Source organism: Streptomyces sp. Ru71, assembly GCF_002920535.1.
Taxonomy (GTDB): Bacteria; Actinomycetota; Actinomycetes; order Streptomycetales; family Streptomycetaceae; genus Streptomyces.
On the sequence record NZ_PQSS01000033.1, the window covers coordinates 42363 to 64338 of the forward strand.

At 74.4% G+C, this 21976-nt stretch carries 20 protein-coding genes; 10 read left to right on the plus strand and 10 right to left on the minus strand.

Annotated elements, in window-relative coordinates; translation table 11 throughout:
* Positions 1–45 precede the first annotated feature (45 nt).
* The 4 genes from C3489_RS20350 to C3489_RS20365 are packed head-to-tail and all read right to left on the minus strand — an operon-like array spanning position 46 to position 4013.
* Positions 46–1212, minus strand: coding sequence for a thiolase domain-containing protein (locus C3489_RS20350; protein ID WP_103783347.1), 1167 nt, complete (start codon positions 1210–1212; stop codon positions 46–48).
* Positions 1209–2258 carry a thiolase domain-containing protein gene (locus C3489_RS20355; RefSeq protein ID WP_103783348.1) on the minus strand — a complete coding sequence of 350 codons (1050 nt, stop codon included), beginning with the start codon at positions 2256–2258 and terminating at the stop codon, positions 1209–1211. The genes C3489_RS20350 and C3489_RS20355 overlap by 4 nt, the downstream gene beginning before the upstream one ends.
* Positions 2255–3196: a Zn-ribbon domain-containing OB-fold protein gene (locus C3489_RS20360; protein ID WP_103783349.1), complete on the minus strand. Its 942-nt coding sequence runs from the start codon at positions 3194–3196 to the stop codon at positions 2255–2257. Before C3489_RS20360 ends, C3489_RS20355 begins: the two co-directional genes overlap by 4 nt.
* A gap of 13 nt (positions 3197–3209) precedes the next feature.
* Positions 3210–4013, minus strand: coding sequence for a crotonase/enoyl-CoA hydratase family protein (locus C3489_RS20365; RefSeq protein WP_103783351.1), 804 nt, complete (start codon positions 4011–4013; stop codon positions 3210–3212).
* Positions 4014–4202: 189 nt separating this feature from the next.
* On the opposite strand from C3489_RS20365, the gene C3489_RS20370 reads away from it, so the two are divergent.
* On the plus strand, positions 4203–5819 hold the full coding sequence (locus C3489_RS20370; protein ID WP_103783353.1) for an acyl-CoA synthetase: 1617 nt from the start codon (positions 4203–4205) through the stop codon (positions 5817–5819).
* Between the two features lie 6 nt (positions 5820–5825).
* On the opposite strand, the gene C3489_RS20375 is transcribed toward C3489_RS20370, so the two are convergent.
* Both C3489_RS20375 and C3489_RS20380 read right to left on the minus strand, forming a co-directional pair.
* A complete protein-coding gene (locus tag C3489_RS20375; RefSeq protein WP_103783355.1) occupies positions 5826–8174 on the minus strand; it encodes an MFS transporter in 2349 nt (782 codons plus the stop codon).
* A gap of 125 nt (positions 8175–8299) precedes the next feature.
* Positions 8300–9322: a sigma-70 family RNA polymerase sigma factor gene (locus C3489_RS20380; protein ID WP_103783357.1), complete on the minus strand. Its 1023-nt coding sequence runs from the start codon at positions 9320–9322 to the stop codon at positions 8300–8302.
* Between the two features lie 138 nt (positions 9323–9460).
* On the opposite strand from C3489_RS20380, the gene C3489_RS20385 reads away from it, so the two are divergent.
* Positions 9461–11074 (plus strand): right-handed parallel beta-helix repeat-containing protein, encoded by a 1614-nt coding sequence (locus C3489_RS20385; RefSeq protein ID WP_103783358.1) that lies wholly within the window; start codon positions 9461–9463, stop codon positions 11072–11074.
* Between the two features lie 32 nt (positions 11075–11106).
* Here the strand turns inward: C3489_RS20385 and C3489_RS20390 are convergent, their stop codons facing one another.
* The gene (locus C3489_RS20390; RefSeq protein WP_103783360.1) at positions 11107–12561 is read right to left on the minus strand and encodes an FAD-dependent oxidoreductase; all 1455 of its coding nucleotides are present in this window, start codon (positions 12559–12561) and stop codon (positions 11107–11109) included.
* A 122-nt stretch (positions 12562–12683) separates the two neighbouring features.
* Positions 12684–13916: a polysaccharide pyruvyl transferase family protein gene (locus C3489_RS20395; protein ID WP_103783362.1), complete on the minus strand. Its 1233-nt coding sequence runs from the start codon at positions 13914–13916 to the stop codon at positions 12684–12686.
* 210 nt (positions 13917–14126) lie between these two features.
* Between C3489_RS20395 and C3489_RS20400 the strand changes: the two genes are divergently transcribed.
* Positions 14127–14612 carry a DUF1360 domain-containing protein gene (locus C3489_RS20400; RefSeq protein WP_103783364.1) on the plus strand — a complete coding sequence of 162 codons (486 nt, stop codon included), beginning with the start codon at positions 14127–14129 and terminating at the stop codon, positions 14610–14612.
* Entirely contained in the window at positions 14585–15109 is a 525-nt protein-coding gene (locus C3489_RS20405; RefSeq protein ID WP_258054868.1) for an ATP-binding protein, read from the plus strand. The genes C3489_RS20400 and C3489_RS20405 overlap by 28 nt, the downstream gene beginning before the upstream one ends.
* Before the next feature lie 46 nt (positions 15110–15155).
* On the opposite strand, the gene C3489_RS20410 is transcribed toward C3489_RS20405, so the two are convergent.
* Together C3489_RS20410 and C3489_RS20415 are read right to left on the minus strand one after the other, a co-directional pair.
* On the minus strand, positions 15156–16427 hold the full coding sequence (locus tag C3489_RS20410; RefSeq protein WP_103783366.1) for a cytochrome P450: 1272 nt from the start codon (positions 16425–16427) through the stop codon (positions 15156–15158).
* An 84-nt stretch (positions 16428–16511) separates the two neighbouring features.
* Positions 16512–17579 carry a glycosyltransferase gene (locus tag C3489_RS20415; protein ID WP_103783404.1) on the minus strand — a complete coding sequence of 356 codons (1068 nt, stop codon included), beginning with the start codon at positions 17577–17579 and terminating at the stop codon, positions 16512–16514.
* 152 nt (positions 17580–17731) lie between these two features.
* On the opposite strand from C3489_RS20415, the gene C3489_RS20420 reads away from it, so the two are divergent.
* From C3489_RS20420 to C3489_RS20445, 6 genes are all read left to right on the plus strand, one after another.
* Positions 17732–18583 carry an SDR family oxidoreductase gene (locus C3489_RS20420; RefSeq protein ID WP_103783368.1) on the plus strand — a complete coding sequence of 284 codons (852 nt, stop codon included), beginning with the start codon at positions 17732–17734 and terminating at the stop codon, positions 18581–18583.
* 37 nt (positions 18584–18620) lie between these two features.
* Entirely contained in the window at positions 18621–19520 is a 900-nt protein-coding gene (locus C3489_RS20425; protein WP_103783370.1) for a DMT family transporter, read from the plus strand.
* Positions 19517–20284: a polysaccharide deacetylase family protein gene (locus C3489_RS20430; protein WP_103783371.1), complete on the plus strand. Its 768-nt coding sequence runs from the start codon at positions 19517–19519 to the stop codon at positions 20282–20284. Before C3489_RS20425 ends, C3489_RS20430 begins: the two co-directional genes overlap by 4 nt.
* On the plus strand, positions 20277–21068 hold the full coding sequence (locus C3489_RS20435) for an SDR family oxidoreductase (RefSeq protein WP_103783373.1): 792 nt from the start codon (positions 20277–20279) through the stop codon (positions 21066–21068). The genes C3489_RS20430 and C3489_RS20435 overlap by 8 nt, the downstream gene beginning before the upstream one ends.
* A gap of 15 nt (positions 21069–21083) precedes the next feature.
* The gene (locus C3489_RS20440) at positions 21084–21602 is read left to right on the plus strand and encodes a hypothetical protein (protein WP_103783375.1); all 519 of its coding nucleotides are present in this window, start codon (positions 21084–21086) and stop codon (positions 21600–21602) included.
* Between the two features lie 138 nt (positions 21603–21740).
* Positions 21741–21950 carry a hypothetical protein gene (locus tag C3489_RS20445; protein WP_103783377.1) on the plus strand — a complete coding sequence of 70 codons (210 nt, stop codon included), beginning with the start codon at positions 21741–21743 and terminating at the stop codon, positions 21948–21950.
* The last annotated feature ends 26 nt before the right edge of the window (positions 21951–21976 follow it).

The following is a 21976-nucleotide window of genomic DNA, read 5'->3' on the forward strand; positions in this document are numbered from 1 at the left end:
CCGGTGCCCCCAACAGGCCACGTGAGGGGGACCTTTGGCGCTCCTTCAGGACGTGGGGGGTTCGGATCCCACCAGCCACATGGAGAAGAACTGCGAGCCGCCGCCGTAGGCGTGGCCGAGGACCCGCCGGGCGCCGGCGACCTGGTGCTCCCCGGCCTGGCCGCGCACCTGGAGGGCGGCCTCGGCGAAGCGGATCATGCCGGAGGCGCCGATGGGGTTGGAGGACAGCACCCCGCCGGACATGTTGACGGGCAGCTCACCGTCCAGTTCGGTGACGCCGGACTCGGTCAGCTTCCAGCCCTCGCCCTCGTCGGCGAAGCCGAGGTTCTCCAGCCACATGGGCTCGTACCAGGAGAAGGGCACATAGATCTCGGCCGCGTCGATCTGCCGGCGCGGGTCGGTGATGCCGGCCTGCCGGTAGACGTCGGCGGCGCAGTCCCGGCCGGCCCGCGGGGAGACGAAGTCCTTGCCGGCGAAGAGTGTGGGTTCGCTGCGCATGGCCCCGCCGAGCATCCAGGCGGGCGGCCTGGGGGCCCGGGCGGCCCCGGCGCGGTCGGTGAGGACCATGGCGCAGGCGCCGTCGGAGGAGGGGCAGGTCTCGGAGTAGCGGATGGGGTCCCACAGCATGGGCGAGGCCATCACCTTCTCCAGCGTGATGTCGTGTTCGTGGAGGTGGGCAAAGGGGTTCTTCAGCGCGTTGCGCCGGTCCTTGTGGGCGACGAGCGCGCCGATGGTGTCGGGCGCCTGGCTGCGCCGCATGTAGGCGCGCACGTGCGGGGCGAAGAAGCCGCCGGCGCCCGCGAGCAGCGGCTGCTGGAAGGGGACCGGCAGGGACAGTCCCCACATGGCGTTGGACTCGGACTGCTTCTCGAACGCCACGGTCAGCACGGTGCCGTGCACGCGGGCCGCGATCAGGTTCGCCGCGACGAGGGCGGTGGAGCCGCCGACGGAGCCGGCGGTGTGGACGCGCAGCAGGGGTTTGCCGACCGCGCCGAGGGCGTCGGCGAGGTACAGCTCGGGCATCATCACGCCCTCGAAGAAGTCGGGCGCCTTGCCGATGACGACGGCCTCGACGTCGGCCCAGGTCAGCTCGGCGTCGTCCAGGGCGCGTCGGGCTGCCTCGCGGACGAGCCCGGCGAGGGAGACGTCCCGGCGGGCCGCGACGTGCTTGGTCTGGCCGATGCCGACGACGGCCACGGGCTCCTTGCTCATCGGGGCTCCCCTTCGAGGACGGCGACCAGGTTCTGCTGCAGACAGGGCCCGGAGGTGGCGTGGGCGAGGGCGCGGTCGGAGGCGCCGCGGTGGATGCGGGCGGCGGCCTCGCCGATGCGGATCAGGCCGGCGGCCATGACGGGGTTGGCGGCGAGCGCGCCGCCGGAGGGGTTGACGCACACCTCGTCCCCGAGCCGCAGCGCGCGGCGCAGGATCACCTCCTGGGAGGTGAAGGGGGCGTGCAACTCGGCGGTGTCCACGGGTGCTTGGAAGGCTCCCGCTTTCTCGGCGGCCAGCCGCGTGGAGGGCGAGTCGGTCAGGTCGCGTACGCCGAGACCGTGCGCCTCGGTGCGGTGGTCCATGCCGCGGATCCAGGCGGGCCGGTCGCACAGCTCGCGGGCCCGCTCCCCGGCGGCGAGGATCACGGCGGCGGCGCCGTCGCCGATCGGCGGGCAGTCGCCGGTGCGCAGCGGGGCCACGACGTGGTCGCCGTGCGGGACGGGCCCGGCGAGCTGGGCGTGCGGGTTGGCGGTCGCGGCCTCGCGGCTGCGGGCGGCGACGGCGGCGAGCTCGCCCTCGCCGGTCAGGCCGGCGTCGAGGAGCGCCTGTGCCTGGAGGGCGGCGAGGGCGACGGAGTCGGGCCACAGCGGGGCGACGTAGTACGGGTCGAGCTGGCGGGTGAGGACGTCGCGCAGCGGGCCGGGCGACGACTTGCCGTAGGCGTACACCAGGGCGGTGTCGGCGTCGCCGGTGAGCAGCTTGGTCCAGGCCTCGTACAGGGCCCAGGCGCCGTCCGTCTCGACGTGCGACTCGGAGATCGGCGGCCAGGCGCCGACGCCGTCGAGTGCGAGGGTGAAGGAGAAGGCGCGGCCGGCGAGGTAGTCGCAGGACCCGGAACAGGTGAAGCCGATGTCGGCGGTCCGCAGGCCGGTGCGCTCCAGCACCTCGTGCAGCACCGGCATGAGCAGCTCCACCTCGGACTGCTCGTCGCTGGTGCGCCGGTGGTCGGTCTGGGCGAAGGCCACGACCGCGATGTCACGCCTCACAGCAGCTCCTTGTAGGTGTCGTACTCCGCGTCGGGTTCGCCGGTGGGCCGGTAGTGGTCGGGGTAGCGGGTGCCCTCGGTCCACACGGGCTCCACGCGCAGTCCCATGCGGACCTGGTCGTAGGGGATGCCGGCGATGCGGCCGTGCAGGGCGAGGCCGGCGCCGTCCAGGGCGATGTGGGCGTAGACGTAGGGGACCTCGATGTCCAGGTTCTTCGCCTTGATGTTGACGATGCAGAAGGTGGTGACGGTGCCGCGCGGCCCGACCTCGACCTGCTCGGTGGTGGCGACCCCGCAGGTGGGGCAGGCGCCGCGGGGCGGGACGTAGACCTTGCGGCAGACCGGGCAGCGTTCGCCGACGGTGCGGTGCCCGGCGAGGGCGTGGAGGTAGGCGGACTGGGCGCGGCCGGGCGAGTAGGTGTAGTCCAGGCGCGCGGGGGCGACGATGCCGGTGACCGGGTCGGCGAACGCGCCGCTGTGGCCGGTGAGATGGCCGGGGTCGCCGTCGTACGGCTCGAAGCAGGCGATGTCGGTGATGGCGCCGCGGCGTTCCCCGGCCCAGCGGACGCGGACCCGCATGCCGGTGTGCACGGCGTCGGGGCCGGGGGCGTCGAGGGCGTGCAGCAGGGCGGTGTCGGCGCCGTCGAGGCGGATCAGGGCCCAGGCGAACGGTGTGGTCAGGGGCTGGCCGCGGCGCGGGGCCGGGTTCCAGGCCCAGGTGGTGACGGTGCCGGTGGCGGCGACCTCGACGAGCTCGCTCAGCTCGTCGGCGGTGACCGGGTCGTACTCGACGGGCGGGACGAGGACGCGGTCGTCGGCGGTGCGCACGCCGAGCACGACGCGTTCGCGCAGTCCGGTGAGGAAGGCGCTCTGCACGGGGCCGAGGGAGCGGGTGAAGGGGAACTCGACGACCAGCGGGGCGGTGAGCACTTCGGGCACGGTGACTCCCTGGTCAGGCCCGCTTGAAGTCGGGCGGGCGTTTCTCGGCGAAGGCGCGGGCGCCTTCCTTGGCGTCGTCGGTGCCGAACACGGGCCAGCCCCGCTTCAGTTCGGCGGCCAGGCCCTCGGTCTCGGTCAGGTCCGCGCTGTCGTAGACGGACGCCTTGACCGCCTCGACGGCGAGGGGGCCGCAGGCGTTGACCAGCTCGGCGATCTCCAGGGCCTTGTCGAGCGCGGTGCCGTCGGGGACGACGTGGCCGATCAGGCCGATGTCCGCGGCTTCGCGGGCGCTGTACGGCCGGCCGGTGAGCAGCATCTCCAGGGCGTGGGTGCGGGGGATCTGCCGGGGCAGGCGCACGGTGGAGCCGCCGATCGGGAACAGGCCGCGCCGCACCTCGAACAGCCCGAAGGTGGCGGAGGCGCCCGCCACGCGGATGTCGGTGCCCTGGAGGATCTCCGTGCCGCCCGCGACGCAGTGGCCCTCGACGGCGGCGATGACGGGCTTGCGCGGGCGGTGGTGGCGCAGCATCGCCTTCCAGTGCAGGTCGGGGTCGGCCTTGAGCCGTTCCCGGTGGCCCTCTCCGGCCAGTCCCCCGCCGTCGGCGAGCGCCTTGAGGTCCATGCCGGCGCAGAAGTCGCCGCCGGCTCCGGTGAGGACGACGGAGCGGACGGTGTCGTCCTCGTCGGCCTCGATCCAGCCGTCGTGGAGGCCGACGAGCATGGGCAGCGAGAGCGCGTTCTTGGCCTCGGGCCGGTTGAGGGTGAGCACGAGGGTGGCGCCCTCGCGCCGCACGGTGAGGTGTTCCGTTCCGGACATGGCCCGTCTCCCCTGCTGTCGGCTCTCTCGGAACGAGAACAGGTTGCAGGAGACGCCTGGGCACTTCAAGGGTTTTCTGACAGTCAGTCAGATTTCTGTCGCGCGGGCTCTTCCCACCGCTCGCGCCGTTTGCTCTGATGACGGCGGACCGGCGTCGCCGGCCGGGCCCGTCGAAGGTCAGGAGGAGCGGTGGAGTACAACCTTGCCGACCTGTTCGAGTCGGTCGTCGACGTCGTCCCGCGGCGCGAGGCCCTGGTGTACGTCGACCACCCGGGCACCGGCGCCGAGCGCCGGCTCACCTACGCGCAGCTGGACGCGGCGGCGAACCGCGTCGCCCACCATCTGGCCGACAGCGGCATCCGGCCCGGGGAGCATCTGGGGCTGCATCTGTACAACGGGGTGGAGTACCTGCAGACGGTGCTCGGCTGCCTCAAGGCACGGATCGTGCCGGTGAACGTCAACTACCGGTACGTCGAGGAGGAGCTGGCCTATCTCTACCGGGACGCCGATCTTTCGGCCCTGGTCTTCGACGCGGAGTTCGAGGGGCGGGTGGCGGCCGCGCTGCCGCGGTGCCCGCGGCTGCGGCATCTGGTGCGGGTGGGCGAGCCGGACGCCGTGCGGGTGGCCGCGGTCGCCTTCGGCGAGGCGGAGGCGCAGGCCTCCCCCGGCCGCGGTTTCCCGGCGCGCTCCGGTGACGACCAGTTCATCGTCTACACCGGCGGCACCACCGGGCTGCCGAAGGGGGTGATGTGGCGCCAGGAGGACCTGTTCTTCGCAGGCCTCGGCGGCGGGGCGCCGACCGGGGTGCCGGTGAGCCGGCCGCAGGAGCTGGCCGAGCGGGTGGCGGCCGGCGGGACGGGGATCACCTTCTTCCCGACCCCGCCGCTGATGCACGGCACCTCGACCCTCACCGCGTTCATCGGCTTCCACTTCGGGCAGCGGGTGGTGCTGCACCGGCGGTTCGTGCCCGAGGAGGTGCTGCGGACCATCGAGAAGGAGAGGGTGACCAGTGTGTCCCTGGTCGGCGACGCGATGCTGCGGCCCCTCATCGACGCGCTCGCCGGACCGCTGAAGGGCACCGACTGCTCCTCGCTGTTCAGCGTCTCCAGCTCCGGGGCGATCATGTCGGAGACCGTGCGCCGGGAGTTCCTGCGGCTGGTCCCGAACGTGATGCTGCTCAACAACTTCGGCTCCTCCGAGTCCGGCTTCAACGGCACCGCGACCGAGGACGCCGGGGCCGAGCGGGGTTTCCGCATCCGCGTCAACGCCCGCACCCGGGTGGTGGACCCGGCGACCCGGGAACCGGTCCGGCCGGGCGAGGTGGGCCGGGTCGCGCAGTGCGGGCACGTGCCGCTCGGCTACTACAACGACCCGAAGAAAACCGCCGAGACCTTCTTCGAGCGGGACGGGGTGCGGTGGGTGCTGCTCGGGGACATGGCGACCGTCGACGAGGACGGCGTGGTCACCGTCCTCGGACGCGGCTCGCAGTGCATCAACACCGGCGGCGAGAAGGTGTACCCGGAGGAGGTCGAGCAGGCGCTGAAGGCGCATCCCGACGTCTACGACGCCCTGGTGGCCGGGGTGCCGGACGCCCGCTGGGGCCACCATGTGGCGGCCGTCGTCCAGCTGCGCTCGGGCGCACCCCGGCCCACCCTGCGGGACATCCAGACCCACTGCCGCACCCGGCTCGCCGGGTACAAGATCCCGCGCCAGCTGGTGATCACCGAGTCGGTCCACCGCTCCCCGAGCGGCAAGGCGGACTACCGCTGGGCACGGGAGGTGGCGGTGGCGGCGGACCGTGAGTGACGCCGGCTACGTCGCGGGATGGGCGAGCTCTATGTCGTGTTCGCCCAGTCCCCCGCCCGCGACGGTGATGCCGGTCGCCCTGGGCGGGTAGCCGGTCGCGATCACCGTGTACGCGCCGCCGTCGAGGTCGGAGAAGGCGTAGGCCCCGTCGGCGCCGGTCGTGGTCGTGGCGACGACGTTGCCGGCCGCGTCCACCAGGGTGACCCGCGCGTCGCCGAGCGGTGCGCCGGCGCCGAGCACGGTGCCGCGCACGTACGCGCCCGCGGTGAGCTCGACGTCGAGGCGCGTGACGCCGGTGCCGGATATCTCGGCGGGCAGCGCCAGCGGCCGGTGCTTGGGGGCGTTGACGGCGACGGTGACCGGGCCGGGCACCAGGTCCGTGACGGTGAACTCGCCCAGGGAGCTGGTCCGTCCGGTGGCCAGGACGTCGCCGCGGACGTCGGTGACGATGACGACCGCGTCGGCGACCGGCGCCCCGCCGTCCGCGGAGCGCACCACGCCGGTCAGCCCGCCGGTGCCGTCGAGCAGCACGTCGTGACAGACCTCCCGGCCGGTGACGACCAGGGTGGTGGCCTGCGGGCGGCAGCCGTCCGCGGCGGCGATCAGCACATACGTCCCCGGCCCGGGCGCGGACAGGGTGTAGGAGCCGTCGGCCAGCGCGACCGCGCGGCCCAACTGCCGCCCCTCCAGGGAGATCAGGGTGAGCGCGGCCCCCGGCAGCGGCGCGGACTCGGCGCCGCGCACCTGGCCCCGCACCTCGGCACCGCCGGACGCCGGCCCGTCACCGGACAGTCCGGGCACCGCGGCCACCAGCTCCGCGACCGCCCGGGCCAGCGGTACGGCGACCGCCGCGCCCACGGCCTCCTCGCCTACGGGTTCCGCAGCGAGAGGCTCCGCACCGAGGGGTCCCTCGCTCGCCTTCTCGGCGGCGGGCGTCGCGGCCGGGCGGCGGCCCGGGATGAACGCGGCGACCAGCAGGGCCACGACGGCCGCACCGGCGCCGGTCGCCATCACCACCTTGAACCCGTTCTCGGAGGGCAGCGCGAGGGACCCGAAGTCCGTCGTGAGATGGGCGAGAAGGACCCCGGACACCGCGCTGGCCACGGAGGTTCCGATGGACCGCATCAGGGTGTTGAGGCTGTTCGCCGCCGCCGTCTCGGACGGCTCGACGGCGCCCATGATCAGGGCGGGCATGGCACCGTAGGCGAAGCCGACGCCGGCGCCGATGACACAGGAGACGAGGACGAGCTGCCAGACGGCGTTCATCAGCCAGATGTTCAGGCCGTAGCCCGCCGCGACGACAACCGCTCCGAGCATCAGGGTCACCTTGGGCCCCCGCGCCCGGGAGATCGCGGCGGACAGCGGGGCCGTCGTCATCATCACCAGGCCCGTCGGCGCGAGGACCAGACCGGCGTCGAGCATCGACCTGCCGAGGCCGTAGCCGGTCGCCTCGGGCAGCTGGAGCAGTTGCGGCAGCACCAGGGACATCGCGAACATCGAGAAGCCGAAGGCGATCGAGGCCAGGTTGGTGACTAGCACCTGCCGACGGGCGGTCGTGCGCAGGTCGACCAGCGGCTCCTTCGCGCGCAGTTCGTAGGCGCCCCACAGCAGCAGGACCACCACCGCGGCGGCGAACAGGCCCAGCGTGGTGCCGCTCCCCCAGCCCCAGTCCGCGCCCTTGGAGATGCCCAGCAGCAGACAGACCAGGCCGGCGGCCATGCCGAGGGCGCCCACCACGTCGAACCGGCCGCCCGTGCGCACCGCCGACTCCGGCACCAGCGCCAGGACCAGCAGGAAGGCCACCGCGCCGAGGACGGCCGAGGTCCAGAACAGCACGTGCCAGTCGAAGTGGTCCGCGATCAGGGCCGCCGCCGGAAGACCGAGCGCACCGCCCACGCCGAGAGAGGCGCTCATCAGCGCGGTGGCCGAGCCCAGCCGCTCGGCGGGCAGCTCGTCGCGCATGATGCTGATGCCCAGCGGGATCACCCCGGAGGCCAGGCCCTGCAGCGCCCGGCCCACGATCATCGGCACCAGGCTGTCGCTGAGCGCCGCCGTGACCGAACCCGCCACCAGCAGCACCACGCTCACCAGCAGCAGGCGCCGCTTGCCGTACATGTCACCGAGCCGGCCCATCACCGGGGTGGCCACCGCCGCCGCCAGCAGCGTCGCCGTGACCGCCCACGCCGCGTCGGACGCGGGAGCGTCCAGCAGCCTCGGCAGCTCCGGCACGATCGGGATGACCAGGGTCTGCATCAGCGAGACGACGATCCCGCCGAAGGCCAGCACCGCCACGACGAGGTTGGTCCGCGCGGGAGCGGCCACCTCCTCGGCGGGCCGGGGGTGTGCGTGGGACATGCTGTCGGGCCTCCGTGAGGGCAGCGCGCATCGATACGGCCCACGAAGGTAGGACAATTGATTGACTTAGGCAAGGAGATGGGGGAAGTGTGATCGTCCCGTGAGAATTCGGCTGGGACAGGAGGTCAACTCGCCCATGCCATAAGGCGTTCGCCCGTTTCGCGCTCCCGCAGCAGGACCAGCGACTGCTTCTCCAGCTGGCGGACCCGCTCGCGGGTCAGGCCGACGTGCCGGGCCACCTCCTCCAGGGTGCGCGGACGGCCGTCGTGCAGGCCGTAGCGCAGGCTGAGGATCATCGCCTCGCGGGGCGCGAGGGTGCCGACGGCGTCGCGCAGTTCCTCCGCCAGCGCCTGGTACTCGGCGACCTCGGGGGCCTGCAGTACTTCCGTGTCGGGGATGAGGTCGCCGACGACGGTCTCGCCGGTGTCGTCCACAGGGGTGTCCAGGCTGACGGCGTGCCGTCCCACCCGGCGCAGCCAGACCACCTTGTCCTCGGCGATCTTGCCCTCCCGGGCGACCTCCTCCGGGGTCGGTTCGCGGTCGAGGGCCAGTTGCAGGCGCCGCTCGACCTTGGCGAGCTTGTGCAGCTGCTCCACCACGTGCATCGGCAGCCGTACCGTGCGCGCGTGGTTGGCCAGGCCCCGCTCGATGGCCTGGCGGATCCACCAGGTGGCGTACGTGGAGAACTTGAAGCCCCTGGTGTGGTCGAACTTCTCCACCGCCCGGATCAGACCCAGGTTGCCCTCCTGGATCACGTCCAGCAGCGGCAGCCCCCGGTGGGCGTGGCGCTTGGCCATCGCCACCACCAGCCGCAGATTGGCCCGCACCATGTGGTCCTTGGCCGCCTGACCGTCGCGCGCGGCCGCCTCCAGTTCGCGGCGCCGGGCCGGGGTGAGCCCGCGCTCGCCGGCCTCGGCCTGCTCCAGCTCCTCAAGGGCCTGGACGCCGGCTTCGATGCGCTGGGCGAGCCACACCTCCTGCTCGGCGTCCAGGAGCGGGGTGGCCGCGATCTGCGCCAGGTACTGGCCGAGCAGATCCGGTTCGTCGTCGAGCCCGCCGACGGGATCGCGGCGCCGTGACGTGCGGGCGGAGCCCCGGCCGTCGCGGCGGGTGCCGCCCGAAGGGGCCGTTGGTGCCTGCGGAGGCATCGTTCGCTCCTCCCGCTCCGTCCTGCTGTCCAGGCCGCACGGGTACCCGGCGCTCCCCGGACGAACCGCTGCGAGGGCACGCATGCGGGGTGCGCAACCCCGGTACTCGTCCCGCGTCCGCGGCGAGAGGAGGAGCCGATGTCCACGCCCCTGACGGTCGACGCGCGCGCCCACGGGCTGGCCGGCGACGGCACCACCGACGACCGGCCGGCCCTGGCCGCCCTGGTGGACGAACTGGGCGCGGCTCGTGCGGCGGACGGGCTGCCGCGCCGCATCCTCGTGCCGCCGGGCCGCTATCTGATCCTGGACGAGCCGGTGGTGTGGCGCAGCGGGGTGTCGCTGATCGGCGCCGGGCGGGGCGCGACCTGTTTCGTGCTGCGCAACCCGGGCCGGCCCGCCGATCCGGTGCCGCTCGCGTGGTTCACCTCGCAGCAGCACCGGGCGGGCCCGGAGAACCATCTGGCCGACATCACCTTCGCGCACTTCGAGATCGACGCCTCGGGCGTGCGCACCACGCAGTACCAGCCGCTGGCCAAGGGCCTCGGGCTGCAGTACGTGCTGCGCGGCCGCTTCCACGACCTGTACGTGCACGACTCCGCCGCCACCGGATTCGGCTGCGACTTCCTGCAGGACACGGTCGTGGAGGGGGTGCTCGCCGAGCGGTGCGGGGCGCAGGACCCCGGGGAGAAGATGGGCGGCGCCGGCATCGGGATCGGCGTCGGCGGCTGGGGGGACGTGGAGCGGCTGACGGTGACGGCGTGCACGGCGACCGGCAACGGCACGAACGGGATCTTCCTGGAGCTGCAGCAGGCCGAGTGGACGCCGCCGCGGGGCATCCGGATCACCGCCTGCCACGCGGAGGACAACCGGTTCGGCATCTCCGACTGGGGCGCGGACGGGCTGCTGGTGGCCAACTGCACGATGCTCGGCAACCACGAGGCCGGGTTCGACGTGTCCTCGCAGGGCACCTCGGGGATCGGCGGCCGGGGCGGGATCGTCACCGGGTGCGTCATCGACGGCAACGTGCGCGACGGGATCGGGTTCGGCAACACGCCGGGGCCGTACGCCTTCCGCGGCAACCGGATCAGCGACAACGGGCGGTACGGGTACTGGGAGCACAATCTGGCGGGCGGCGACCAGGAGCCGGCCGCCGATGTGGTGCTGGAGTCCAACGACATCCGCGGCAACGCGCTCGACGGGGTGCGGGTGGACGCGCCGCTGCGGGAGCCGGCGTTCCTCGGGAACCGGTTCCGCGACAACGGGCGACGGGCCGCGCCCGCGGCGGCCGGCGGCGGTGACGGGGTGCGGTACCTGCCGCGTTCGGTGATCGACGAGAACGCCGGCTGGCCGGCCGACGGTCACCGCGGCAAGCGGGTGACGGTCGCCGGACAGAGCGCCCTGGTCCTGCGCAACACGGCCACCGAGCTGACGCTGGCGCCGTGCCGTCCCGGCGCCGGCACGGCCTGGAGCGACGGCACTCCCCCGCCGGGCTCCGCCTACCGGCTGCCGGACTCGCCCGGTCCGCGCGCCGGGCTCACGGTGGCGGCCCCGCTGACCCGCCCGCATGTGCACGGCAACCGGTTCTGGGACGACCAGGACCCGCGCACCCAGACCCACGCCCTGTGGATCACCTCCGACGGCCGCTGGGAGGGCGGCCGGGTCACCGACAACGACTTCACCGGCAACGCCGACCGCTCGACCCGCTACGACACCGCGCCGCAGGGCGGGCGCTGGCGGGACAACGACGCGTGAGAGCGTGAGAGGCGCCCTGCTGGGCTGAGGGGTCAGCCCCCCGCCGCCTGAACCCGTCCCTCGTGCGGTCGCTGAAGGCGGGCGCCCTGGCGCAGCAACTCCTGCTGGACCAGGTCGACGGGGACCTTGCGGGGGGTGCGGCCGAGGCGTACGGCAAGGGCGGCGCAGACGCCGGCGGCCTGGCCCGTGGCCATGGCGATGGGCATGACCCGGTAGGAGGAGTGCGCCACGTGGGAGCCGGAGATGCACCGGCCGGCGACCAGGAGGCGTTCGGTGCCCTGGGGCAGCAGACAGCGCAGCGGGATGTCGTAGAACCGGCCGCGCGGCACGCGCTTGAGGACCGTGCCGGTGCCGCGCGGGTTGTGGATGTCCACCGGGTAGGCGCCGTGCGCGACGACGTCCGGGAAAGAGCGGGCGCCGAGGATGTCGTGGCCGGTGAGGTGGTAGTCGCCGAGGATGCGGCGGGTCTCGCGGACGCCGATCTGGGTGCCGCTCTGCACGGCGTACGCCTGCTCGAAGCCCGGCACCCGGGTGCGCAGGAAGCGGTCGATCTGCTCCAGCTGGCGGCGGGCGACGACCTCGGCCCGGGTGAGGTCCCAGACGTCGATGCCGAGGGCCCTGGTCACCCGGGTGCTGTTGACGCTCAGCTCGTGCGGGTGCGGGGTGCCGAAGAACAGCATGTCCTCGCGGGCCAGGCGCAGTTCGCCCGCCTTGGTGGCCTCCTCCACCAGGTCCCACAGGCCGTGCACTCCGCGCCACTGGTCGGGGTGCGCGTGCACGTATCCGGCGAAGCCCTCCGGGTCGAAGTCGGCGACGCGGAACATCAGGGTCATCGGCTGCACCCGCCCGTCCTCGGGCCGGCCCACCTCGAACGGCGCCCCCGCCGCGGCCGCCACGTCGCCGTCCCCGGTGCCGTCCACGACCACGGAGGCGTCGATCACCACCGGCCCCGACTTGGTCTCGAACACCACCCGCCAGCCGTCGTCCAGGGGCAGCGCGGTGGAGGCGAAGGAGTGCAGCAGCAGCCGTACGCCGGCCTCGTCGAGCAGGTCGAGGAGGACCAGTTTGAAGATCTCGGGGTCGAAGGGCACGGTGTAGCCGGTGTCCAGGGAGGGCGGGACACAGCCGCCGCGCGCGGTGAGCCGGTCCAGCAGCTGCCACAGGAACCCGGCCACGACCGCCTCGCCCTCGCCGTGGTCGGAGGGCAGCAGCCGGCCGTCCTGGCCGGCGTCGTCGAAGACGGCCTGTTTCTGCTCGTTGTGGAACGACATCAGCGGCATCACCAGGGCGGCGGTGGCGTTGCCGCCGAGGAATCCGTAGCGCTCCACCAGGACGACGTCGGCGCCGGCCTCGGCGGCGGAGTGCGCCGCCGCGGTGCCGGCCGGTCCGCCGCCGACGACCAGGACGTCCGTGCGGCCCCCGTGCCGTGCCGGGCGCGCGGGCAGGGTGACGGTGCGGGGTTCTCGTGGCGGCTCCAGGAGGGGCATGGCTTCTTCCCGTCGGCTTCTTCCCGTCGGCTTCTTCCCGTCGGCTGGTTCCGGTCGGCTGCTTCTTCCCGTCGGCTGGTCCGGTCGCCGGACGGGGCTGTCGGTGGCGGCTCCCTCGTGCCTCAGACCGGGAACGGCGACTGGGCCCGTGCCGGCGGATCGCCCGCCTTCAGCTGGTCGACGCCGGTGACGTCGACCGGGTCGGCCGGGAAGGCCGGGAGGGTGTCGAGGAGGGCGCCGAGCCGTACACAGGTCTCCCGGGAGCGTTCCCGCAGCTGCCGGACCCGCTCGTCGAAGTCCCCGCGCCGCTGCGGGAACTCGTCCCACAGCCGGTCCACCTCGGCCAGCAGCAGCCCCGCCTGCTCCCGGGCCACGCCGACCAGCGCCGGGGCGCCCATCCGGCGGGCGAAGTCGAAGACCTTCCCGGAGTACGGCAGCGGCAGCACCGGCAGCCCGGACAGCGCCGCGAAGATCAGGAAGTGCAGACGCATGCCGACCACCAGGTCCAGATGGCTCATGAAACCGAGGACCTGGCCTGGGCTGTAGGCGTTGTGCAGGATCCGTCCGCGGTCGGGCGCGGTCATCCGGGACAGCACGCCGTGCGCGTGGCGGACGTCCTGCCGCTCCATCGGCACGAAGACCACGTGCGCGTCCAGCCGGCGGACCAGGAAGTCGGCGACGTCGGCGAGGAGCGCGTGGTAGTCGCCCTCGTCGAGCTTCTCCGCCGCCCGGCCCGGCTCGCGCACCGACATGCCCACCAGCCGCACCCCGGCCGGGACGCCCTCCTGGCGCATCATCTGCTCGGTGAACGGCTCCGGGGGCAGCAGCAGGGCGGGGTCGGCGGTGACGGAGAGGTCGCGGTCGATGCCGACCTCCTCCAGGACGAGCCGGGACTCCTCGTCGCGCACCACGACCTCGTCCATGGCCGGCAGCACCGCCCGCACCGCCGCCCGGTCGTCGGCCTCCCGCAGCGGCCCGGCGCCGACCGCGTAGGCGAACGTGGGCACACCCCTGGCCTGGGCTGCTCCGACCAGGCGGAGATAGCGGCGGGCCTCGCCGTCGTAGAGGATGCCGCCGCCGCCGAGCACCAGCAGGTCCAGGCCGGAGAGCACGTCGAGCACCGGCTTCTGCGGCACGTTCTCCCAGTCGACGACCTCGTCGGCCTCGCTCTGGTGGACGCGGGTGTGCGCGGAGTCCCGGCTGAACACGACGAGCCGGGCCTGCGGCCGGTGGGCGCGCAGACAGCTCAGCACACAGGTGAGAATGGCTTCGTCGCCGGTGTTGAAACCGCCGTAGGAGCCGAGCACGCCGATGCGTGGGCCCCGGCCGGGCGGCGAGGGCTCGATGATGGTCATCCGGACCTCCTCGGGCGCGACGGCGGGGACGGACCCCGGCACGCGCGGTTCGTACGTCGGCACCGGGTTGCCTGCGCCGCGGGGGGAAAACACCCTGCGGACGGGTTCCCCGACGGCACGGGCGATGTGTTCAGTGTGCGGTCGCGTGTGGCCGCGCGCGCGGTGGGGCACCCGGCCCCCGGGCCGGACCGGCCGATCAGGGAGGTTTTCATGACGGCACCCCGCTACGCCGACGAGGACGAGGCGCCCCTGGGCGGTTACGCCGCGCTCGCCGCGACCTTCACCGCGGGCGCCGCGCTGTTCACCGCGGTGGCGCACCGCCGGGGCGTACGGCCGCCCGAGCGGGTGCCCCCGTGGGACGTCGCCCTGATGGGCACGGCGGTGTTCAAGGCGTCCCGGCTGCTGTCGAAGGACAAGATCACCAGCTTTCTGCGGGCGCCGTTCACCCGGCGGGCCGAGGAGGGCGACGGCAGCGAGGTGATGGACGCGCCGCGCGGCAGCGGTGCCCAGCGCGCGGTGGGCGACCTGGTGTCCTGCCCGTTCTGCGTCGCGGCCTGGGTGGCGGGTGCGCTGGTGGGCTCCTACGCGGTCACGCCCCGGGGCACCCGGCTGGTGTGCGCGGGGCTGACCGCGCTGACGGCGGCGGACTGGCTGCAGTACGCCTGGACGTGGGCGCAGTCGAGCGCCGAGGGCTGAGCGCGGTGGCGGAACTGGCGGTGCTGGTGGGGTTGCAGGCGTCCGGGAAGACGACCTTCCACGAGCGGTGCCTGAGCGGCCGTCACGTGCTGGTGAGCAAGGACCGCTTCCCCCGCTCGGCCCGGCACAAGCAGGCCCGCCAGATGCGGCTGGTCGAGGAGGCGCTGGCGGCGGGGCTGTCGGTGACGGTGGACAACACCAATCCCTCGCCCGAGGAGTGGGCTCCGCTGGTGGCGGCGGGCCGGGCGCACGGGGCGCGGGTCACCGCGTACTGGTTCCCGCCGGACCTGGCGGGCTCGCTGCGCCGCAACGCCGACCGTCCGGGCCGCGAGCGCGTCCCCGACGTCGGTGTGCACGCCACCTTGCGGCGGCTGCGCCGGCCCGCGCCCGCCGACGGCTTCGACGCCGTGTACGACGTGCGGTTCGACGGGCGCGGAGGGTTCGAGGTGCGGGTTGCGGTTGCCGACGGGCCCCGGCAGCTGTCCGTGGACGACTGATCAGGGGGTACGTGTCCGTGGACGACTTGTCACGCAGTACGAGAGTTCAGGCGGCGTGGGCCCTGTGCCCGGCCGGCACGCGCACGTCCCGCAGCACGAATCCGTCGGCCACCTGGGCCGGGATGCGCCGCAGGGAGATCCGCAGGTCCTGGGCCGGCACCGTGTAGTCGAGACCGGCCAGGCGCAGCGCGAGCGCTTCGAGCACTCCGATGGTCAGGCCCTCGCCGGGGCAGCGGTGGCCGGTGCGGGGGTCGCCGCCGCCCTGCGGGATCAGCTCGTCGCGGTCGACGACGTGCTCCAGGAACCGCTCGGGCCGGAAGGTGTAGGGATCGCCCCACAGCCCGGCGTCGTGGTTCTGGCCGAAGACGTCGAGCAGGACCAGCCCGCCGGCCGGCACCGTCACGCCGCGCCAGGTCAGGTCCTCGGCGGCCAGGCCGCCGAGGTAGGGCACGAAGGGGTAGAAGCGGCGCACCTCGTGGGTGAACGCGGCGGCGTACGCCATGTCGCCGGCGCGCAGCCGCTCGCGGTGCTCGGGCCACCGGTGCAGGGCGTGCGCCGCATAGGCCACGAACCAGCACAGGGCGACCGTGGGGCGGACGACGTTCAGCAGCTCGACGGCGGCCGTATGGGTGTCCGGCTCCTCCCCGGTGGCCTCGCGGTGGCGGCACACGGCGGCGAGGACGCTGCCGTCGGGGGCCTCGGCGACTCCGGCGCGCACGTCCTCCACCAGCCGGGCGAACCGCCGCTCCTGACGGCTGCGGGCGCGGCGGGCCCGCCAGTGCCGGGGCCCGGCCGTGGCGAAGCCGTCGACCATCGCGACCAGGTCCCGGGCGAGCCCGGTGACCTCGCCGCCCTCTTCGTCGAGCGGGATCCCGGCCCAGCGGCACACGCCCCGGGTGAGCACCTCGCTCGCCGCGTCGAACAGCACCACCTGCTCGGCCGTACTCCAGTCGCGTACGGCGTCGTCCCAGGCCGGGATGGTGTGTTCGACGAGGGCGGCGATCCGGTCGGCGTGCAGCAGGGGCAGGAACAGCTCCTTGCGGGCGCGGTGGGCGTCCCCGTCGAGGGTGTGCACGGCGCCGTGCCCGAACAGGGTGCTCAGCACGGGGCCGGGGAGCGCGCCGGAGCGGTGCACGTGCTGCTCGTCGTAGAAGAACCGCACCGCCTCCGGTCCGCGCAGCGCGAGGGCCGGCTTGCCCAGCACCCGGGTGGCCACCGCGTCGCCAGGGGCGTGGCGGAGCAGGCCGGGCAGCCAGGTGTAGCCCTGGGCGAGGGCGGTGAGGGAACGGTCGAGCCGGGGGCGATGGGTGACGTCCATGGCCGGCGGGTGCCCAGCGCCCTGTGCGGAACACCCGTACCGGCGATCACACGGGTACCGGCCGGGCGGTTTCAGCCGCCCGGCTCACACACCGACCGCCCGGGCCGCTTCCGCCGCCCGGCTCAGGACGTCCTGCCGGAACAGCGCGCGGCCCCGCGCGATGCGGCCGGTGCGCTCGGGGCCGTCGGCGGTGAGCCGTTCGAGTGAGGCGAGCAGGGCGGTGGTGTCGGCCGCCGCGTCGGATATGCCGAGCGCCGCCATCCGGGCCACGCCCTCCGCGCCGTGGCCCGGCATCGGACGGTGGCCGACGACCGGCAGCCCCGCGGCGAGGGCCTGTACGGCGGTCTGGCCGGCCGCGTTGTCGACGAGCGCGCGGGCCGCGTGCAGCAGTCCCGGCATGTCGTCGACCCAGCCGAGGGCCAGCACGCCCGGCACCTCGTGAAGCCGGGCGCGCAGGCGCTCGTTGCGGCCGCACAGCACGACCGGCAGGAATCCGGCGTGCGCGAGCGCCCGGGCGGTGGCGGGCATCCCGAAGGCGGCGCCCCAGGCACCCGAGGAGAGCACCACGGGCCGGTCGCCGTGCGGATGGCGAGCGAACCGGTCCCGCCAGTGGGCGGCCCGGCCGTCCGGGGCGGCGAGGAAACCGGGGGCCACGACCGGGCCGGTGGCCTCGGCCGGTGTGCCGGTGTCCGCGCGCACGGCACGCGCCGCCTCCTCGGTGAGGCAGAAGTAGCGGTCGTTGCCGGGGTGCAGCCACTGCCGGTGGACCGCGAAGTCCACCAGGCACACCGTGCTCGGCACCCGCAGCAGCCCGCGCGCCCGCAGATGGCCGGTGAGCTGGGCGGCGAGGTGGAACACGGGCACGACCACGTCGGCGCCGCCGGCCTCCACCCGCTCGGTCAGCGGCCCGGCGGCGAGCCGGGCCAGCGGGACCCCGCTGGGGCGCGGTCCGCCGCCGCGCCGCAGCAGGGCGCGGTAGACGGCGGCGTACGTCCAGGGGGCGTGCAGCACCGCGGAGCGGTAGCCGTGGCGCAGGGCCGCGCCCAGCGGGCGGGGCAGCAGGTCGAGGACGTCCACGACCTCGGCCCGCTGTCCCCGCTCGTGCGCCCGGCGGGCCAGTTCCCGGGCGACGGTGTCGTGTCCGGCGCCCATACTGGCACTGACGAGCAGAAAGGTGGTGTTCACGTCGTGCGCTTCTCCCCCCGGCCGGCGACCACCCGAGCGGCGGCGGGCCAGGCGTTTCGACGGGCTCATGACGGGATACTCCTCTCCGGCGTTCTCCGTCGCACCCCGAAGGCCGCCCCATGACCCGTGCCCCGCTCAGCGCCCGACACGCCGATCAACCGCCCGGGAGCGTGCCGGAGCGGGTCGCCGACCCGGGTCTGCTCGGCGCCGACGGCCGGCCCGCGCACCGGGGGGTGGCGGTGGTGACCGGCGCGTCCTCCGGCATCGGGGCGGCCGTCGCACGGCGGCTGGCCGCCGCGGGGGGCTGGTATCTGGTGCTCAACGGCCGCGACGTGCTGCGCCTGGAACGGGTCGCCGGACAGGCTTCCGCCGCCGTCTTCCCTGCCGACCTGACCAGCCCCGGCACCGACCGGCGGCTGACCGACTTCGTGCTGGACCGCACCGGGCGGGTGGACCTGCTGGTGGCGGGCGCGGGCATCGGCTGGGCCGGTGACTTCCGCACCATGCCGCCGCGCGCCATCCAGGACGTGATCGACCTCGATCTGACCGCGACCATCGGCCTGGTGCGGCAGTTGGTGCCGCACATGGTCCGGGCGGGCTCGGGACGGGTGGTGCTGGTCGGTTCCCTGGCGGGCGCCGTCGGGGTGCGCGGTGAGGCGGTCTACTCGGCCGCGAAGGCGGCGCTGGGCGTGTTCGCCGACGCGCTGCGCTACGAGCTGCACGGCAGCGGGGTGCGGGTCAGCCATGTGGTGCCCGGCGTGGTGGACACCCCGTTCTTCGAGCGTCGGGGCGAGCCCTACCGGCGCGCGCGGCCCCGGCCCGTCCCGCCGGAGCGGGTGGCGGACGCCGTGTGGCGGGCGGTGCGCCGGGATCTGGACGAGGTGTACGTGCCGGGCTGGCTGCGGCTGCCCGTACGGGTGCACGGCATGGCTCCGGGTCTGTACCGGCGGCTGGCCGCACGGTTCGGATGAGCCCGCAGCACGGGCGGCGGAGAGGGCCGGTTCCCGGGTGACCGCGCTCATCGTCGTCCTCGCGTTGCTGGCGGCGCTGTCGAACGCCTCCGCGTCCGTGTTCCAGCGGCGGGCCGCTGCGGCGGAGCCCGCGGACGGCGACGGGGCCCGTGGCGCGTTGCGCCTGTTCGCCCGTCTGCTGCGCCGGCCGTACTGGCTGGCCGGCGCGCTGCTGCTGCTCGCGTCCACGGTGCTGCAGGCGGCGGCGCTGGCCGAGGGCAGCCTGTCGCTGGTGCAGCCGCTGCTGACCGCGGAGCTGTTGTTCACCCTGGCCGTGGGCAGTGTGGTCTTCGGGCACCGGCCCGACCGGCGCACCTGGCTGGCGTTCACTGCGCTCGCGGCCGGGCTGGCGCTGTTCCTGGGCACGGCCGCGCCGTCCGGGGCCCGCACCACGGCCTCGCCGGGCCGCTGGCTGCTGGCCGGGGCGGTGGCCGCCGGGGTGGTGGCGGGGCTGGTGCTGGTGGCCCGGACGGTGCGGGGCGCACCGCGCGCCGCCCTGCTCGGGCTGGCGTCGGCCGTGTCGTTCGCCTGTACGGCCGCCCTGTTGAAGGAGGTGATGGGCCGGCTGTCGCAGGGGGTGGGCGCCGTGCCGGCGCAGTGGCCGCCGTATGCGACGGTCGCGGCCGGTCTGGTGGCGTTCGCGCTGTTGCAGGGCTCGCTGCGGGCGGGCACGCTGGCGGCGTCGCAGCCGGCGCTGACCCTGGGCGACGCGCTGACCAGCGTGGCGCTGGGCTGGGCCCTGTTCCAGGAGCACATCGTGCTCGGCGTGCGGATCGTGCCCGAGCTGATCGGGGTGACGCTGATCGGTCTGGGCAGTGTGGGCCTGGCGCGGGCGCCGTCGGTCTCGGGCGCCTGGGACGCGCCCCGCCGGCCCGAGGAGGAGGCGGACGTGCGATGAATCCCGGCCCCCTGTGCCGTACGGCCCTGTGGGGCGCCGCGGGCCTGTCGCTGGCCCACATCGGGCCGGCCGCCACCTGGCTGCCCGGGCCGCGGCGCCGCCTGCTGCCGGGACTGGCCGGTGTGGGCCGTACCGGTCATGTCGCCCTCACCTTCGACGACGGCCCCGATCCGGTGTCCACGCCGCGCTTCCTGGACGTGCTGGACGAACTGGGCGTGCGGGCGACGTTCTTCGTGCTCGGCGCGCGCGCCACCGGGCATCCCGCCGTACTGCGGGAGACGGCCCGCCGGGGGCACGAGGTCGCCGTGCACGGCTGGGCGCACGAGCGCCCGTGGCGGCCCTCGCCTGCGCGTGACGCCCGGGACGTGCGGGCGGCCGTCTCGGTGGTGCGGGAGCTGACCGGACGCCGTCCGCGCTGGTACCGCCCGCCCTACGGCATCCTCACCTCGGGGCGCTGGGCGGCCGCCCGTGCCGCCGGGCTGCGGCCGGTGCTGTGGAGTGCCTGGGGCCGGGACTGGACGGCCGACGCCACGGCCGCCTCCGTACGGGCGTCGGTGGCCGCCGATCTGCGCGGCGGGGGCACGGTCCTGCTGCACGACTCCGACGTCACCTCGGCCCCGGGCTGCTGGCGTGCCGCGCTCGCCGCGCTCCCGGAGCTGGTGGCCGACTGCCGGGCGGCGGGCTGGACGGTGGGACCGCTGGACGGGCACGGGGTGCCGGACGGTTGGCGGGGCGGGGCGCGGTTACTTGGTCGGCATGACTGAGACACGGCCGCTCGCCCTGGTGACCGGGGCCTCCAGCGGCATCGGATTCGAACTGGCCCGGCAGTTCGCACAGGCCGGCTTCGACCTGCTGGTGAACGCCGAGGACGACCGGCTCGAACACGCCGCGCAGCGGCTGCGGGAGGAGACGGGCGCCTCGGTGCGGGCCGTCCGGGCCGATCTGCGGGATCCGGCGGGCGTCGACACGCTGGTCGCCGCCACGACCGGCCTGCAGGTGGACGTGGCCGCGCTCAACGCCGGGGTGGGCCGGGGCGGGGCGTTCGTGGACACCGATCTGACCGACGACCAGGCGGTGATCGACCTGAACGTCACCTCGACGGTCCGGCTGGCCAAGCCGCTGCTGCGGCAGATGGTGGCGCGCGGGGTGGGCCGGATGCTGTTCACGTCGTCGGTCGCGGCGATGATGCCCGGCTCCTTCCAGCCGGTGTACAACGCGTCGAAGTCGTTCGTGCAGTCCTTCGCGCAGGCCCTGCGCGAGGAGCTGAAGGACACCGGCGTCACCGTCACCTCGTTCATGCCCGGCCCGACGGAGACGGACTTCTTCCGCCGGGCCGGCATGGAGGACACGCGGGTCGGCAGCGCGGAGAAGGACGATCCCGCACAGGTCGCCGAGCAGGCGTTCGAGGCGGTGATGAAGGGCCGCGGGAAGGTGGTCACCGGGTCGCTGAAGACGAAGGCGCAGGGCGTGGCCGACAAGGTCCTGCCCGACGCGGCCAAGGCCGCGCTCCACCGCAGGATGGCCGAGCCGGGGCACGGCGACGGCTAGCCGGAGGGAGGAACGATGAACGACCGCTCGCCCGGGGCCGTGGACGCGGACCTGCTGGGCATCTACCTCAACGACCATCTCGCCGGCGCCACCGCGGGCGTGGAGCGGGTACGGCACCTGACGCGCTCGCAGCGGGGCACCGAGCTGGGGGCGGCCCTGCGTCCGGTGGCCGCCGAGATCGACCAGGACCGCAGGAGCCTGGTGGACATCATGCGGGCCGTGGACGTGCCGGTGCGCAGGTACAAGGCGTACGCGGGCTGGCTCGGCGAGAAGGCGGGCCGGCTGAAGACCAACGGCCGCCTGGTGCGCCGTTCCCCGCTGAGCACGCTGCTGGAGCTGGAGCTGCTGCGGATGGCGGTGGAGGGCAAGGCGTCCGGCTGGCAGTCGCTGCGCCGGCTCACCGACGTCGAACCCCGCCTGGACGCGGCCCGGCTGGACGAACTGCTGGAGCGCGCCGCCCGGCAGCAGCGCACGTTGGAGGAGCTGCGCTCCCGCCAGACCGGGGAGACCTTCACCCGCACCGGGTGCGGCTGAGCGCCCTGGACCTCTCTCGGAGGTTGAAGCGGCAAGCGACTTTACGCCGGAAGTTTCCCCTGTATGTTGACGCCTTCGGGCGCCGGGGAGGAGCGTGGAAGGCGTAGGGAACAAGCGCCGAAACCAGGTGAGGCACCCATGGAAGCCGCACTTCGCAGCCGCACCGCCGTCGCCGTGTGCGGTCTCGCACTCTGCGGCGCGCTGGCCGCGCCGGCAGCGCTGGAGGTCGCCGCGTCCCTGACGCAGCACGACGCCCAGGTCCAGGTCGACGCCGTCAGGAAGAAGCCGAAGAAGCCACCGCGCCACGGCGTGGAGATCACCGGCAGCACCACCGTGGCCGCCGGCTGACGTGGCACGCGGGCCCACACGGGCCG